Annotated in this window: 17 protein-coding genes; 1 reads left to right on the forward strand and 16 read right to left on the reverse strand. The window is 64.8% G+C overall.

Translation table 11 applies throughout. The features are described from left to right. Positions 1-234: 234 nt before the first annotated feature. The 15 genes from ACFPK0_RS14450 to ACFPK0_RS14520 all read right to left on the reverse strand — a co-directional run bounded on the left by ACFPK0_RS14450 (position 235) and on the right by ACFPK0_RS14520 (position 13650). Positions 235-585: a MazG-like family protein gene (locus tag ACFPK0_RS14450; RefSeq protein WP_377341758.1), complete on the reverse strand. Its 351-nt coding sequence runs from the start codon at positions 583-585 to the stop codon at positions 235-237. Next, positions 582-1496, reverse strand: a complete 915-nt coding sequence (locus tag ACFPK0_RS14455; RefSeq protein ID WP_377341760.1) for an HNH endonuclease — start codon at positions 1494-1496, stop codon at positions 582-584. Before ACFPK0_RS14455 ends, ACFPK0_RS14450 begins: the two co-directional genes overlap by 4 nt. 230 nt (positions 1497-1726) lie before the next feature. Continuing rightward, the gene (locus tag ACFPK0_RS14460; protein WP_200945316.1) at positions 1727-2017 is read right to left on the reverse strand and encodes a helix-turn-helix domain-containing protein; all 291 of its coding nucleotides are present in this window, start codon (positions 2015-2017) and stop codon (positions 1727-1729) included. A gap of 2 nt (positions 2018-2019) precedes the next feature. Further along, positions 2020-2277 (reverse strand): type II toxin-antitoxin system RelE/ParE family toxin, encoded by a 258-nt coding sequence (locus ACFPK0_RS14465; protein ID WP_377341762.1) that lies wholly within the window; start codon positions 2275-2277, stop codon positions 2020-2022. Positions 2278-2425: 148 nt separating this feature from the next. Beyond that, positions 2426-3628, reverse strand: coding sequence for an enoyl-ACP reductase FabV (gene fabV / locus ACFPK0_RS14470; protein WP_377341764.1), 1203 nt, complete (start codon positions 3626-3628; stop codon positions 2426-2428). A gap of 200 nt (positions 3629-3828) precedes the next feature. Continuing rightward, complete coding sequence (locus ACFPK0_RS14475; protein ID WP_377341766.1) at positions 3829-4572, reverse strand: copper homeostasis protein CutC; 744 nt, start codon at positions 4570-4572, stop codon at positions 3829-3831. Then, positions 4569-5606, reverse strand: coding sequence for a glycosylasparaginase (locus tag ACFPK0_RS14480; protein ID WP_377341767.1), 1038 nt, complete (start codon positions 5604-5606; stop codon positions 4569-4571). The genes ACFPK0_RS14475 and ACFPK0_RS14480 overlap by 4 nt, the downstream gene beginning before the upstream one ends. A 159-nt stretch (positions 5607-5765) precedes the next feature. After that, the gene (locus tag ACFPK0_RS14485) at positions 5766-5975 is read right to left on the reverse strand and encodes a cold-shock protein (RefSeq protein WP_056078616.1); all 210 of its coding nucleotides are present in this window, start codon (positions 5973-5975) and stop codon (positions 5766-5768) included. 322 nt (positions 5976-6297) lie between these two features. Further along, on the reverse strand, positions 6298-7059 hold the full coding sequence (locus ACFPK0_RS14490; RefSeq protein WP_377341769.1) for an S-methyl-5'-thioinosine phosphorylase: 762 nt from the start codon (positions 7057-7059) through the stop codon (positions 6298-6300). Positions 7060-7244: 185 nt separating this feature from the next. Further along, a complete protein-coding gene (locus ACFPK0_RS14495; protein WP_377341772.1) occupies positions 7245-7799 on the reverse strand; it encodes a hypoxanthine-guanine phosphoribosyltransferase in 555 nt (184 codons plus the stop codon). Between the two features lie 50 nt (positions 7800-7849). After that, positions 7850-8875, reverse strand: a complete 1026-nt coding sequence (gene nagZ, locus ACFPK0_RS14500; protein WP_056603186.1) for a beta-N-acetylhexosaminidase — start codon at positions 8873-8875, stop codon at positions 7850-7852. Continuing rightward, the gene (locus tag ACFPK0_RS14505) at positions 8869-9390 is read right to left on the reverse strand and encodes a CYTH domain-containing protein (protein WP_377341774.1); all 522 of its coding nucleotides are present in this window, start codon (positions 9388-9390) and stop codon (positions 8869-8871) included. The genes nagZ and ACFPK0_RS14505 overlap by 7 nt, the downstream gene beginning before the upstream one ends. 192 nt (positions 9391-9582) lie before the next feature. Beyond that, the gene (gene rlmD / locus ACFPK0_RS14510) at positions 9583-10920 is read right to left on the reverse strand and encodes a 23S rRNA (uracil(1939)-C(5))-methyltransferase RlmD (RefSeq protein ID WP_377341776.1); all 1338 of its coding nucleotides are present in this window, start codon (positions 10918-10920) and stop codon (positions 9583-9585) included. A gap of 66 nt (positions 10921-10986) precedes the next feature. After that, a complete protein-coding gene (locus ACFPK0_RS14515; protein WP_377341778.1) occupies positions 10987-11589 on the reverse strand; it encodes a YdbL family probable chaperone protein in 603 nt (200 codons plus the stop codon). Between the two features lie 36 nt (positions 11590-11625). Then, positions 11626-13650, reverse strand: coding sequence for an AsmA family protein (locus ACFPK0_RS14520; RefSeq protein ID WP_377341780.1), 2025 nt, complete (start codon positions 13648-13650; stop codon positions 11626-11628). A 45-nt stretch (positions 13651-13695) separates the two neighbouring features. On the opposite strand from ACFPK0_RS14520, the gene ACFPK0_RS14525 reads away from it, so the two are divergent. Further along, positions 13696-14430: a response regulator gene (locus tag ACFPK0_RS14525; RefSeq protein WP_377341782.1), complete on the forward strand. Its 735-nt coding sequence runs from the start codon at positions 13696-13698 to the stop codon at positions 14428-14430. Positions 14431-14439: 9 nt separating this feature from the next. On the opposite strand, the gene recO is transcribed toward ACFPK0_RS14525, so the two are convergent. Beyond that, a complete protein-coding gene (gene recO, locus ACFPK0_RS14530) occupies positions 14440-15150 on the reverse strand; it encodes a DNA repair protein RecO (protein WP_377341784.1) in 711 nt (236 codons plus the stop codon). Positions 15151-15172: the final 22 nt, after the last annotated feature.

The following is a 15172-nucleotide window of genomic DNA, read 5'->3' on the forward strand; positions in this document are numbered from 1 at the left end:
CGCGATCTTGGCACCGCATGAAACACAGCGGCTGGTGGTCAGCGACAAGACGGGCACCTACTCCTCGCGATCACCGGGGAAGAGCAAGTGCGGGCCTATTGACTACGGACGGCGAAATGGTGACCCCATGTATACGGTTCTCGCGTTCCGTTCCATACACACCGCTGGAATTCGCCCGTATCGGGGAAGAAGCGACCGCCAACTCGATCACGTCTAAAACTAGCTACATCAACCTCATTCATTGTATTTGCGGGATGATCCCTTGAAACGATCAATCGGGTATTTCGCGCCGTTTGTTGCCAACTTTCGTCGAACAACGTCATCGACGTCGATGGCCAAATCGTGCACCAGATAGGTCAAAAGAATGCAGAGGTCGGCAACCTCCTCCTCAATTTTGTCACGAGCTTCGATCGATCGCTTGGCCAGATCGGAGTCTGGTGTCCATTGGGTGATCTCTGCGAGTTCTGCAGCTTCCACCGCGAGCGCGGTCGAGAGTGTACGCAGAGTGTGGAACTGGCCCCAGTCACGAGCAGACCTGAAATCCAGCACGGACTGCCATAGTGACGGGTCTTTCAAGATGCTCATGGCATGAACCTGTTTTCATTGTGCCAACGCAAAGCTTCGCGATCAGGCCGGTCGACAAACCGCTCTGGTAAAAGAGCAAGCTCCTGCCCGTCTAGTCGGTAGTAAGCCTTGCCATTGAAATACTGGTCGCGAATTCTGGAACTGATGCGAATACGGTAGTCCGGCTGGACCGTCATCAAGCCAAGATCAAACAGCTTGTGAAAGTCCGAGCGCAACAATAGGCCGTTGGAGATCAGGTGCCGCCCCTGATCGGCATACGGTCGGATATGTGCGGCTTCCAACACGGGCAATGTGGATTCGCCCGTCAACGCGCAGCGCCGCGCATATGCATCGAGCACGAGCGTACGAAATGCTCCCTGACCGAGCCTTGCTCTCTGGAGGAATTCAGCACCATAACGCGGTGCATCATCTTCCACCCCTTGTGCAAGAGCAGCCAAGGGCAAGACTGATTGAATCCGTTGCCAAAGAGCAGCGCCTGGCTCTTCGGACGAGTCGTATTGCTTACCCACCATGATGGGCTTGGGAAACAAGCCTTCGACGGGAATCCAAGCCTCACGCGGCAGATAGAAAACGCTCGAGACAACCGTGCACCCTATTTGACGCTCCGCACTTGCTGCAGCATGCGCATTTGACGCGATTAGCTCGACGAAGTGGCGAAACGAAGATGCGCCATTCTCCTCACCAAAAAAATCCCACGCCTGGGAAAGCGGAAGCGTCGTGAAGTGCGAGAAGAATCCGCCGCCAACAATGTGGTTGTTCGGTCGCTTCAACTTGAAGAAAAACGGTGTACCTGCGGGCAGGTTGGTAAACGGCGCACGCGCTGAGGGCTGCCAGAAATTGACTTCATCAAACGCTCGATCGCTGACGAACTCGTACCATCGGTTATCAGTGACACCTAGCCAGAATTTCATACCACCTCCCGCAAAAACAACTCCCTTGTCGGGAGCCGTTGGAAGTATGCCCGCATTGATGCAGTCAGTTCATCTCAAATGGGGATGAACTGCTCGCTATCGAAAAAGGGAGCAGGTTCACTTGCGCACGAAAATTAGTAAAGCCGCCCTCTTTATCTTGTTAAAGGCAAACCTAACGATAGGGCGTTCAACGGTGATCGGGCCAAGTCTCCACCACGCCCTTCAAACCATCACCCAGCCAATGCCTGAAGCACATTCTTGGGATCCCTGCTGATAGCCCGCAGCAACGCCTTGGCTGGGCCGGTGGGCTCGCGCCGACCTTGCTCCCAATTACGCAGCGTGCCGACTTGCACGTCGATGAGCGTGGCGAACTTGGCCTGGGACAGGCCCGTGGCTTTGCGGATACCTGCCACTTCGATGGCATCGATATGGAATTCGCGCGAGGGCTCCCTCACGCCATGGACGATTTCGTCCATCTGGGTCACGCTTTCGAAGAGGCTGGCGAAATGTTTGGCGTCCACAATTACCTCCACTGCTCGATGATTTTCCTGAGCGCCAGTTTCTGCGCTGGCGTCAGGCTGACCTGTTCGTTCTTGGGATAGACGAACAACAGACCAATGCGCGAAGCGGACACAAAGTGGTAGTAGATCACCCGCGCACCACCGCTCTTGCCGCGTCCCTTCGCCGCCACCCTGACCTTGCGCAGGCCACCCGTACCCGGAATGACATCACCCGCCTGCGGGTTTTCGGCCAGCGCGCGCTGGAACACCCCCATAGTCATCGTCGCTGAGCAGCAACTTGATCTGACTTGTGAACAGGGGTGTTTCAACAAAGATCATAGGCAAACACTACGCCAGTGGCGCACATACGTCAACGGCGTACACATGGCCATTTCCGGGGAACAGGTGTTGGTGTACGCAGCAGCGGCCTCAGCCTTCCAAACAGTCAAACCGCCGATCCGCCTCAACCTCGGCGTCGTAATCCACGTCGTCGCGATCAAACCCGAACAACTTCAGGAACTCATGCTTGTACCCCGCGTAGTCGGTGATCTCGCGCAGGTTCTCGGTGGTGACGGTGGGCCAGAGGGTTGTGCAGGCGTCCTGCACCTCGTCGCGCAGTTCCCAGTCGTCCAGGCGCAGGCGGCCTTCGTCATCGGTCGGGGCGGGGGCGCCGTCGGCGCGATAGAGGCGGTCGTGGAACAGGCGGTTGGCTTGTTCGATCGGATTCTCGTGGATGCCCTGCTCCTTCATGATCTTGAAGGCGATGGACACGTATAGCGGGATCACGGGGATGGCGGCGCTGGCCTGGGTGACGACGGATTTCATCACGCCGACGTAGGCTTCCAGGCCGGGGTGGCGGCTGCGCAGTTGCTTGGCGGTGTTGTCGAGGTGCTGCTTCGCCTGGCCAAGCGTGCCGTGCCAGTACATCGGCCAGGTGATTTCGGTGCCGATGTAGCTGTAGGCGATGGTCTTGGCGTGGTCGGCGAGTACGCCGGCCTTGCTCAGCGCGTCGATCCACAGCGCCCAGTCTTCGCCGCCCATCACGGTGACAGTGTCCTTGATTTCCTGCTCGGTGGCTGGCTCGACGGTGGCTTCGATCACGGTGTCCTTGTTGGTGTCGACCGAGGTGTTGTGGAACGGCTCGCCGATCGTCTTCAGCGCCGAGCGCACGACTTCGCCGGTGTCGGGCATCTTGCGCACGGGCGAGGCCAGCGAGTAGACGACCAGGTCGATTGGGCCGCCCATCTCGTTCTTGATGATCTCGATGGCCTTGGCGCGGGTTTCGTGGGCGAAGGCGTCGCCGTTGATCGACTTGCTGTACAGGCCGGCAGCCTTGGCGGCCTTGTCGAACGCAGCGGAGTTGTACCAGCCGGCGGTACCGGTCTTGTCGTCGCTGCTGGGCTTTTCGAAAAACACGCCCAGCGTGGCGGCGCCGTAGCCGAACGCGGCAGTGATGCGCGAGGCCAGGCCGTAGCCGGTGGAGGCGCCGATCACCAGCACGCGCTTCGGTCCCTTGCTCGCATCGTGGCCCGCGGCCTTGGTGATCTCGATCTGCTCGAGCACGTTGCGCTCGCAACCGACCGGGTGAGCGGTGACACAGATGAATCCGCGGACTTTGGGCTTGATGATCACGCGATGGCTCCAGCAGTTATTTGGCAATGGGCCATAGTAACCAAGCGGGGCATCCATGCGCTGCGGTAGGGATCGCTTTGGGCTGGTGCTGCGACGCGGCTGCGGATAGTGGAGCCTTGTTGCGAGGCGCCCTTCGACTTCGCCGCGGGGCGGCTACGCTCAGGGGGAACGGGGTTGGAAGTGCGAGACTTCCGCGCTGGCTAACGCGGTGTTGCCGAAGGATCCAATGCCCGTAGGGCTTCCACCAACGCACGCACCTGCTCGACGTCGCTGCGCAGTTCGCCACCTTCCATGTCGCCCAGCGCTGGCCGCTTGTGGCGCATGCCGGAAGGCTGCTGTCGCTTGGCGGAGGCGTGGAATTCGCGGGTGCCGGTGGCTTGTGCCAGCGCGGCAATGTTTTGCGCGTTGATGCCGGCACCGGGCATCACCGCAATGCGCCCCGCGGCCTGGCGCACCAGGTCGCGGATCAACGCCGCGCCGTCCGGCGCGCTGGCGCAGGTGCCGGAGGTGAGGATGCGTTCGCAACCCAGCGCCAAGATATCTTCCAATGCCTGCGCGGGATCGCGGCCAAGGTCGAACGCGCGATGGAAGGTGATACCGAGTGTCCCGGCGGCGGCGACCAGTGCGCGGCAGCGTGCGCTGTCCACCCGCCCATCCGCATCGAGTACGCCCAGCACCACACCGTCGCAGCCCAGCGACACGCAGCTTTCGATATCGCGCTGCATCGTTTCGCACTCGAGATCGGTGTAGAGAAAATCACCGGCGCGCGGACGGATCAGCACGTACAGCGGGATGCGCAGGTGGTCGCGGGCCAGCGCGATATGCGCGTGGGATGGCGTGAGGCCACCCAGCTCCAACGCCGTGCAAAGCTCGACGCGGTTGGCCCCGCCCTGCTGTGCGGCAAGCGCGGAAGTGACCGAGTTGGCGGCGATTTCCAGGATCATGAATAGCTGGTGCTGTAGACGCTTTGCGCGGGAACCAGCCCATCCTGTTTCCGCGCGTCGCAGACGGCGTAGGCGAAGCCGTGCTGGATCGCGTACGCGCCGGCCTCGCCGTCGCGGTTCATCGCCAGGAAGCCGACCTGCAGCGTTCTGGAAGCTTCGCGGCGCTTGCGGACGATGCGCATCACCGCCTCCTTGCACGCCTCCTGCGGCGAGCGCCCCTGGCGCATCAGCTCCACCACCAGGAAGCTGCCGGCGTTGCGGATGACCTCCTCGCCCACGCCGGTGGAGGTGGCCGCGCCCACGTCGCCGTCCACGTACAGCCCGGCGCCGATGATCGGGCTGTCGCCCACGCGGCCGCGCAGTTTCCAGGCCATGCCGCTGGTGGTGCAGGCGCCGGCCATGCGGCCGTTGGCGTCGATCGCCAGCATGCCGATGGTGTCGTGGTTGTGCGCGCCGCCGGGAAGGCCGGTGCCGTAGTCGCGCACTTCGCTGTTGATCGAAGGCTGGTATTTCGCTGTCTTCAACCACTCGCGCCAGGCCTGCTCGGCTTCGCGCGTGAGCAGATCCTGTTTGCTGAAACCCTGCTCCAGCGCGAATTGCAATGCGCCCTCGCCCACCAGCAGTACATGCGGCGTGCGTTCCATCACCCGCCGCGCCACCGAGATGGGATGTTCGATGTGCTCGAGCGCGGCCACGGCGCCGCAACTGCCGTCGGCGTCCATGATGCTGGCGTCGAGGGTGACGTGGCCATCGCGATCGGGATAACCGCCCTTGCCCACGCTGTGGTTCTTCAGGTCCGACTCCGGCACCTGCACGCCGGCCTCGACCGCGTCCAGCGCATTGCCGCCCTTGCCCAGGATTCCCCAGGCCGCCTGGTTGGCGGCGATGCCGAAATCCCAGGTGGAAACAACCCGCGCCGCGGCGGCCTTCGTAGTACGGCGGGCGGGAGCCGCGCCGAGCCGACCGCCCCATGCCAGCATCGACGCCGACGCACCCAGCAGGGAGGTTTTGAGGAAGTTTCTGCGGTTGGGCATGGCGCGGTCCCGTTTGTAGGCGAGCCTGAAGAGCGCCCCCTCCCCGACCCTCCCCTGCGAGCAGGGGAGGGAGAAAAGCGGAGGCGGGCTCGCGCGGAAAGAAAAAACCCCGCACAGGATGCGGGGTTTCAATCTTGCTGCACAACCCTCGCCTGCCGATCAGGCGACGGCTGGCTCGACGGCTGATGCCTGGGCGCCCTTCGGGCCCTGGGTTACTTCGAACTGCACGCGCTGGCCTTCCTGCAGGCTGCGGAAGCCCTTGGAATTGATCGCTGAAAAATGGACGAATACGTCATCCCCACCGTCCTCGGGCGCGATGAAACCGAAACCCTTGGCGTCGTTGAACCACTTGACCGTACCGAAACTCATGCGTCGACCTCTGCAATTGGGGAGTGTGGGTGGTGGAAACTTTCGAGGCGAAAAAGTGGCAGTGTGAGGACAGATTTTCGCCGTCTCGCCGACCCATGGTGGTTCCATGGGTCAAGAACCGGCGGAAATATGGACCACGCTGCCGCTTTTGCAGCCCGGAAGATTTCTACCGCCCACGCTCCTGGGGCTGGATGCACCAGATCTGTGCGCTGAACCACCGTATCCTTCGGCTCCCCGCATTGGTGCGGGGAAAAGTATCAGCGGGTTCGAGGGCAAAGCGCAACCTGCCATTCGGCCGTCCGTATGGAGCGGACGGATATCGTCAATCTTCCAGCAGCGTTGAGAGCAGCCCGGGCACCTCGGCCGTGGCCGCCGCGAGATGGGCGAAGATTTCCTCGATGCTGATCTCGTCCTCGTCGCCGCAACCGGCGGCATGGTTGGCCACCAGCGCCAGGCAGGCGTAATCCAGCCCCAGCTCGCGCGCCAGCACGGCCTCTGGCATGCCCGTCATGCCGACCAGGTCGCAGCCGTCGCGCTTCATGCGGGCGATCTCGGCGCGGGTTTCCAGCCGCGGCCCCTGGGTGGCACCGTAGCAACCGCCGTCGATCACCGGCACGCCGCGCTTGCGCGCCGCCTGCAGCAGTGACTGGCGCAGGGATTCGGTGTACGGCTCGCTGAAATCGATGTGCCTGACTTCGGCGCCTTCGACATCGCAATAGCTGGTATCGCGGCCATGCGTGTAATCGATGAGCTGATCAGGTACCACGATCACCCGCGGCCCCATGTCGGCGCGGATGCCACCGACGGCGTTGACACCGATTACCCGCCGCGCGCCCAGGCTGTGCAAGGCCCACACGTTGGCGCGGTAGTTGACCCGGTGCGGTGGCAGGTTGTGTGACTCGCCGTGGCGCGCCAGGAATGCCACCCGCCGGCCCACGAAATCGCCAACCACCACGTCACCCGATGCGGCGCCGTACGGCGTCTTCACGGCATGGCGCGTGGCGTTTTCCAGCCCGGAAAACTGGTAGAGCCCGCTGCCGCCGATGACGGCCAGGTCGATGGGTGTGTGGTCGGAATGAGACATGGTGTTGTCCGTGTGGAGATGGTGGTTTTGCTCCCTCCCCTGCTCGCAGGGGAGGGCTGGGGAGGGGTAGCTTTTGATGTTCAAGTCAAACGCAAAAGCGCTACCCCTCACTGCCTCCCCTGCGACCGAAGGAAGTCCCCTTGAGGGTCAAGCAGGGGGATGAGTTGTCTACCGGTGGCGACGGGTCAATCGTCCTTCAGTGCGTAGATCGCCGGCAGGTTGCGGCCCTGTTCGTGGTAGTCCATGCCGTAGCCGAAGACGTAGCGGTCGGGCAGGACGACGCCGTTGAAATCCGACGCGATGCCGTCGACCAGGCGATCGTGATCCTTGGTGGACAGGCTGACGATCAGCACCTTCTTTGCGCCGCGCTGGTAGCAGTCGTCGCGCACGGCTTTCAGGGTGTGACCTTCGTCGAGGATGTCGTCGACCAGCAGCACGATGCGATCACGCAATGACACCTGCGGCTCGCGCAACCACATCAGCTCGCTGCCGGCGGTGTCGCCGCGGTAGCGGGTGGCGTGCACGTAATCGAACTCGAGATCGGTGCGGATCGCCAGCGCCAGCTGCCCGGCAAAAACCAGCGCGCCGTTCATCACGGTGAGGAACACCGGCCGCTCGCCATCCAGCGCCACGTCGATCTGCCGACCCATATCGGCGATCACGCTCTCCAGCGTGGCCCGCTCATAGAGCAGTTCGGCGTTGGCCAGCGCGACGGCAAGGGAAGGTACGGAAGGGCTCATAAGTGTCTCCATGGGAATCGGGGGTGGTCGGTGCAGCGCAGGTTTCGCTTCTACGATTCCCCATTCCCTGTTCCCGGCCCGGCATGCAAAGCGGTGATGCGCGCAACGAAGCGATCGCGCTGCGGGTTGTCGGTCAGCCCGTCCCAACCAGCGGCGATGGCGCCACGCAGGCTGGCCAGTGATGCACGGCCTGTCTCCCTGCCCTGCACCGCGGCGATGGCCTCGTCGACCACGTCGGGGAAACAGGCCAGCACCAGGTCGCAGCCCGCATCCAGATGGGCCTGCACGCGGCCGCCCACGGAACCGGCCGCTCCGGCGGCGGCCATGCTGATGTCGTCGCTGACGACAACGCCGGTAAAGCCCAGTTCACCGCGCAGGATGCGCTCGATCCAGACGCGCGAGTAGCCCGCCGGCTGCGTGTCCACCGCGGGATAGGTCACGTGCGCCATCATCACCGCCTCCACCCGCGCCTCGATGCATTCGGCGAAGGGCAGCAGATCGTCGCTGAGAATCCGTTCGAGCGGTCGCGGGTCGATTGCCGCGGCCTTGTGGGTATCGGTGGCCACCGAACCGTGGCCGGGGAAATGCTTGATGACCGCGGCCATGCCGGCCAGGTGCATACCGCGCACATAGGCCTGCGCCAGTTCGGCGGTGACCGCTGGCTCGGCATGGAACGCGCGCAGCCCGATCGCGGCATTGCCGCGGGCCAGATCCACCACCGGTGCAAAACTGAAATCGACGCCGCTGGCGCGCAGCTCGCTGGCCATGACCCAGGCGTGCTCCTCGGCCAGGCGCACCGCCTCGTGCGGATCGTGCGCGTAGCGCTCGCCGATCGCCGACAGCGGCGGAAGCCGGGTGAAGCCGTCGCGGAAGCGTTGTACCGGGCCGCCCTCCTGATCCACCGCGATCAGCATGTCGTCGCCGCCGGCCTCGCGAATCGCGTCGCACAAGGCGGACAGTTGATCGCGCGACTGGTAGTTGCGCGAAAACAGCAGCACGCCAGCCACGCCGGGTTCGCTCAGCCAGCGCTTCTCGTGTTCGGCCAGCTCCAGCGCGGCCACGCCGATCATCAGCATGCGGCATCCTCGGCGGCACGTTCCGCTGGCGACCATTGCCGGTACGGATGCGTGATCAGGTTGACGTTGTAGTAGCGCACCAAGGAGCTCACCTCGCGACCCAGCCACGGTGGCCGGGGAAATGGCGCATCGACCGCCGGCAGCTCCACCTCGGCGACCACCAGGCCGCGATTCTCGCCTTCGAATTCATCGACCTCGAACAGTACGCCATCGACCCGCACATGGTGGCGGGTTTTCTGCAGCACGCCGTCGCACAAGGTGGCCAGCAAGGATCGGGCATCGCCTGCCGGTATCGCGTATTCGAACTCGGCCCGCGCGATGCCTGGCGTGGCGGCCTTGATGTTGAGCCACGCCTGCTCGCCGGCCAGCCGCGCACGGACCGAGGCCCGCGCGCTGCCATCGCGCAGCGCCTGCGCGCCCACCAGATAGCCCTGCGCCATCGGCTCGCTGTGCTCGACAGCGGCGCGCCAGTCATCCGTGGCTACGAGGAATTTGCGTTCGATCTCGATCGGCATTGGAGTTGGCGTGAGTGGAGATGAAGGGAAAACACTTGGCGTGCTTCGGTTGAGGTAATGGGCAACGCATCAACCCCACCGTTCACGCTGAGCGTAGCGACCGCAGGTCGCGAAGTCGAAGCGTTCCCCAGCATCCTTCGACTTCGGGCCTGCGGGCCTACGCTCAGGGCGAGCGGCCGGGGGTGATCAGCCTCAACGTTCGAACAAGGCGATCGATTCCACGTGGGCCGTGTGCGGGAACATGTCCATCACGCCCGCCGATGCCAGCGTGAATCCATGCTGGTTGACCAGGATGCCGGCGTCACGTGCCAGCGAGGCCGGGTGGCAGGAGACATACACCACGCGTCGCGTCTTGCGATGCGGCAGGTAGGCCAGCAGTTGGTCGGCACCGGCGCGTGGCGGATCGAGCAGCACCTTGTCCCACGGCGTGCGCGCCCAGTCGCTGGCGCGCTGGTCTTCAAACAAATTGGCGACGTGGAAGGTGGCGTTGTCGATGCCGTTGCGCGCGGCGTTCTGCGCTGCCCGCTGCACCAGGCCGTGCTCGCCTTCCACGCCTACCACTTCGGCCACGCGACGGGCGATCGGCAGGGTGAAGTTGCCTAGGCCGCAGAACAGGTCCAGCACGCGGTCGGTCGGCTGCGGATCGAGCAGCGCCATCGCGTGCGCCACCATGCGCTGGTTCATGTTGGCGTTGACCTGCACGAAATCCAGCGGCTCGAACTCCAGCTCCACATCGGCGAAGCGCGCGTCGTCGCTGGCGATGCGGAACGCCAGCCGCGGCTGCGCCGGCCACAGCGGATGCACGCTGGAGTTGTTGCCGGGCTGCAGGTAGATGGCCAACCCATGCTGCTGTCCGAACGCGGTCAGCGCGGCCAGGTCGCCCTCGCCCAGCGGCTGCAGGTGGCGGAACACCAGCGCCATGGTGTCGTCGCCGCCGGCGAACTCGATCTGCGCGATGGCATCGACCGCGTCCAGCCCGTTGATCAGTTCGGCCAACAGGCCCACCTTGGGGCCAATCGCCGGATGCAGCACTTCGCACTGCTGGATGTCGGCCACGAAACGCGGATTCGCCTCCTCGCGAAAGCCCACCAGCACGCGCCCCTTCTTCAGAACGTGGCGTACCGACAGGCGGCCCTTGCGCCTATACGCCCACGGCTCACCGGTGAGCGGCGGCAACCATTGCTGCGGTGCGACCTTGCCGATGCGTTCGAAGTTTTCCGCCAGCACGCGCTGCTTGGCCGCGATCTGCGCTTCGGCGTCCAGGTGCTGCAGCGAGCAGCCGCTGCACTCGGCGAAATGCCGGCAGCGCGGCTCGACCCGATGCGGCGAGGGGGTGATCACTTCGACCACTTCCGCTTCGTCGAAATGGCGGTGGCGCTTGCGCAGGCGCACCATCACCTGCTCGCCCAGCAAGGCACCGCTGACGAACAACGCCTTGCCGTCCACGCGGGCGACGCCGCGGCCGTCGTGGCTCAGGTCGGTGATGGTGGCTTCGAAGGGAGTGGCAGGAACGGAGTTGGATCGGGACATGAAAACGCATCGGGCCGCAGCGGTGGGCCGCCGATTATCTCAGATCGGCGGCACCGACCGCGGCGGCTATTTCTGCTGCCAGGCGCCGGCGGCGTTCTGGTAGTACCAACCCGCATGTGCGTGCTTGACCCAGCCCTTGGCGAAGGTGGTGCGGATCTGGTCTTGCCATTCCGGATGGCCATTGGCCTGGGCAATCTCGCGGTACAACTCGTTGCGATCGCGGTTTTCGTCAGCCACCGTGGCATTCGCCTGCGCACGCTGGCTCAGCGGCACCTTGGCGGTATCGCGTAGTGCGACCAGGCCGTCGTTGGTAAAGCCCACGGCGCCGCTGTCGAGCAGGCCGCCCAGCGCACCCTGCACGCGTGCGCGCATGCGGCCACGGATGGCCTCGGTGGTGGCGTTCTGGATCTGCAGGTTGGGCGCATCGGCGGCGTAAGCCGCGGGAATCAGCAAGTCCAGCAGCATCGCCGACGGCTGCGGGCCGTTGCCGGGGGGCGGGGTTTCCTTCTTCGGTTCGGCAGGTGCCTTTCCGGTGCCGTCGAGCACGTTGCCGATGAACTGGTCCGCCGCTTTCTGCGCCGCCGCTTCGGGGAAATACACGTTGATGGTGACGCAACCGACCAGCGCCACGGTCACGGTGGTCAGGATCAGATATACGAGCTTGCGCATGCGGCAACTCCGGCTGGGGTGTGGGGGGGGAAAGCATCAGCGGATTTCCGGGGCATTGCCGGCGATGGCTTCCTTCAGGCGGCGGACCAGGGTGGGCCAGTCGACCTCGGCCTGGTGGCCGATCACCTGCAATCGCGGCAAACCACTGCCTTCCACGATAGTGTATCCGCCCTGTTCGCGCTCAAGGCCGCTCATCCGGCAGACCGATCCCTGCAAGGTGCAATTGAGGCCGATGCGCTTGTAGCCGAAGGTCTTGAACAGCTTCAGCACCGCGCCCTGCAAGCCGGCGGCGATGCCACCGCCACCGACGGACGTGAGGTTGTTCACCGCGCGCTGGCTGATGCGGCCACCGTCACCGGCCAGCAACCGTGCCTTGAAGGCCACCGGCTGCCAGTTGACCAGGCGCAGGTCGTCGATCGATCCGTCGAGCTTGCCGGTGATGCTGCCGAAGTCGAAAACGCTGGTGATGGCGCCCAGGTCGAGCTGGCTCAGCTTGATGTCGGCGGCAAGCACCGGGCTGTTGCCGAACGGCTGCTGCAGCGAAAGATCGGTGATGTCGGCAAATCCGCCAAACAAATTCACCGACAGTCCACCGGCCAGCTCGACCCGGTCATCCACCCATTTCAGCGAGGGAATGGCGCCGCCCAAGGTGCCGGGGAATTTCGGCCAGCCCATGGTCTGGCTGAAGGCGGCCATATCGACCCCGGTCACGTTGAGCGCGGTCGACAGCCGTTGCCCGCTGGCCGCGGCCGGGCGCCAGCTGAATTCGCCCAGATGCAACTGGCCTTGCAGCAAGGCCATGTCGATGGGCTGCTGCAGCGCCAGCGCGCCGTTGCGGCTTTGCCAGCGCGATTGCGTGCCGCCCACCGGCAGTCGATAGAACTTGAAGCCCTTCCATTGCAGTGTCGTGGCGGGACGATCGCCCGATGCGACCCAGTCCAGTCCACCGCGCAGGTCGTTCACGCTGATGCGACCATCCGCCTCGGCCAGATCCAGCCCGTCGGTGGTGAAGGCGAAGGCGCGCAAGCCGTTCGCGCGCATGTCCACGCTGGCGTTCAACTGCCCGCTCAACTGCACATCGCGCAAACCCATCGTGGCCAGCCACGCACGGCCGTAGCGTTCGTAGGCGGCCGGAAACGCCGCATGCAGCCGGTCGAGCTTGAGTTGCTTCAATTCGCCCTTCGCGTCGAAAGCGAGCGCGCCCTCCAGTTGCAGGGCATCGGCGTCGTTCACGCGTAGATGCTCCAGCGCGAAGGCGCCTTGCTGGGCGGTGGCGTTCAACCCCAGTTGTACCGGATGATCCGGCAGGCTGGCGTAGATTGGCCCCAGCAGCAATTCGCCGCCGCGCAGGTTGGCGTCCAGGTCGATGCGCGAGGGCACTCTCGTCGTGTCCAACCCGAACCGGCCCGAGCCACCCAGGCCCTCGGCAGCCAGCGTGCCGGTGGGAGTGTCGAAGCCCACGCCGGCCAGACTGAACTGGCCGGAGGATTGCAGACCGCTATCACGCACATCCAGCGCCAGCTCGGCATCCAGCCGGCCGCCGGTAGGCCTCCCGGACCACACGGTACCCAACAAACCCTGCAGCCAGGTGGCGGGCAACTGGGTAAGCGTGATCTGCGCGTGAGTGGGTTGATCCAGCGGCAACGCGGCGCTGGCCTTTGCCTTGCCCTGTTCGATGTCGACCTGGATGGTGTTGGTGGTTTCGCTGGTGACCAGCCGCAGCGTGGCATCGCCCAGCGCGCCGCCCGGGGCGCCACGCAATTGCAGCTGGCCATCCAGAACCCAGCGCATGCGCGCGTCGCGCTGCAGGTCGCCATCCAGCGCCAGGCCAACCTTGCGCCAGCCCATGGCCGCCACATCCGCCTGCTTCGCGCTCAACTGCAGGTGGATGCCGCCATCGGCACGATCGCTGAGACGCACCGTTACCGTCGACAGCTTCACCCCCGGCACGCTGATGGAACGGGCCGCGAAGACCACATCCGCACGCGCGGGCGCAGCCCAGCCGCCGGCAAGAAACAGCAGGCAAAAAACCAGCAGAAGATGGCTTGATGAAAAACGCATGTCGGGCCATTCTGCCAAACTCAGCTGAACGATATGGATTTCGTCATGGCCGCCACCGTCACCGCCCCGTCTTCATTCCCGTTTCACGCCACCGGCGTGGATGTGCTGGTAGCGGACGACGACCCGGCCAGCCGTCGCTTTCTGGCGGACGGCATGGGCCGGCTGGATGCCCGCGTGGTCACCTGCGCCGACGGCATCGAGGCGCTGGCGCTGGCCCGCGACCGGGCTTTCGACCTGCTGTTGCTGGATTGCCGCATGCCGGGCGCGGGGGCGCTGCAGATTCTGTCGACGCTGCGATCGGATGCGCGGGCCCGCTCGCGGCACGCCATCGCGGTGGCAAGCAGTGCCGAGATGGCGCCCAGCGAACGCTCCGCGTTGCTGATGGCCGGTTTCGCCGAGGTACTCGTCAAGCCCTGCAAGCTGGTGGACCTGCAACGGTTGCTGGGATCGCTGGCGAACCACCCAGCCCCACCGCTTGACGATCAGGCCGGCCTGCTTGCCAGCGGCGACCCGGTCACCATGCAGGCGCTGCGCGGGTTGTTGCGGGGAGAACTGGAGCGGCTCAAGGACGAGCTCGCGAACATGGACGTCGACCGCATCGCGCTTGCCGAACGGCTGCATCGGTTGCGGTCGTCCTGCGGGTTTTGTGGCGCCGCCATGCTGTCGACCGAAACCGTGGCGTTGCAGGAAGCGCTCGCCCACGCGTCCATGGACATCGCGCCAAGCCTGCAGCGCTTCAACCGGGCACTGGACGCGACCCTGCTGGCGCTGGATGCCTGACCCCGGCCATCAGCGCCACGAGGTGGTGCCACCGAGCACTCGCCAGGCGCGCAACTCGCCGCCACCGAGATGAAAGCGGATCACCTCGCGCATCATGCCGCGCAACGCTTTCAGCCCTTCGTCGTCCGGCATGCGGTCGTGCGCCAGCGCCAGCAGGTCGCTGCCACGCAGGACATGCCTGCGACCCGGCAGGCTCGCCACCGCGCCCTGTTCGACCCGGTATTCGTAATGCGCCTGCGGCTCCAGCAGCTCACCCGTTTCCGCATCGTGCTCCAGCTGCAGGGCGTAACCCATCGCCTGCAGCAAGTCGCGCTCGAAGCGGCGCAGGCTCCAGGCCAGCGACTCATCCGTGGCCAGCCGCTGCAGCGCCAGGGCGTAGGCATCGAACAACGCGCTCGAAGGGTCCTGCCGCTCACTGAGGCGTACGACCAGTTCGTTGAGATAAAGCCCCGCCAGCCCGGCATTCCCGATTAGCCGCAGCGGCGTACCCGTGGTTTCCACCGACGTCAGCGTGGCCAACTCGCCGCGCAGCAGCAACCCCATCGCCAGCGGCTGGAACGGCTCCAGTTGCGCCCGGCGCAAACGCGTCTTCTCCCCCCGCACCCCACGCGCCACCACACCCAACCGCCCCTGATCGCGGGTCAGGCATTCCAGCAACAGCGACGTCTCCCGGTACGGGCGCGAATGCAGGACGTAGGCGGGTTGCAGTTCGAGGCGCATGGCTTTGGGTGGGAATAGGGAA

The organism is Rhodanobacter ginsenosidimutans, from assembly GCF_042655685.1.
In the GTDB taxonomy this organism is placed as follows: domain Bacteria; phylum Pseudomonadota; class Gammaproteobacteria; order Xanthomonadales; family Rhodanobacteraceae; genus Rhodanobacter; species Rhodanobacter ginsenosidimutans.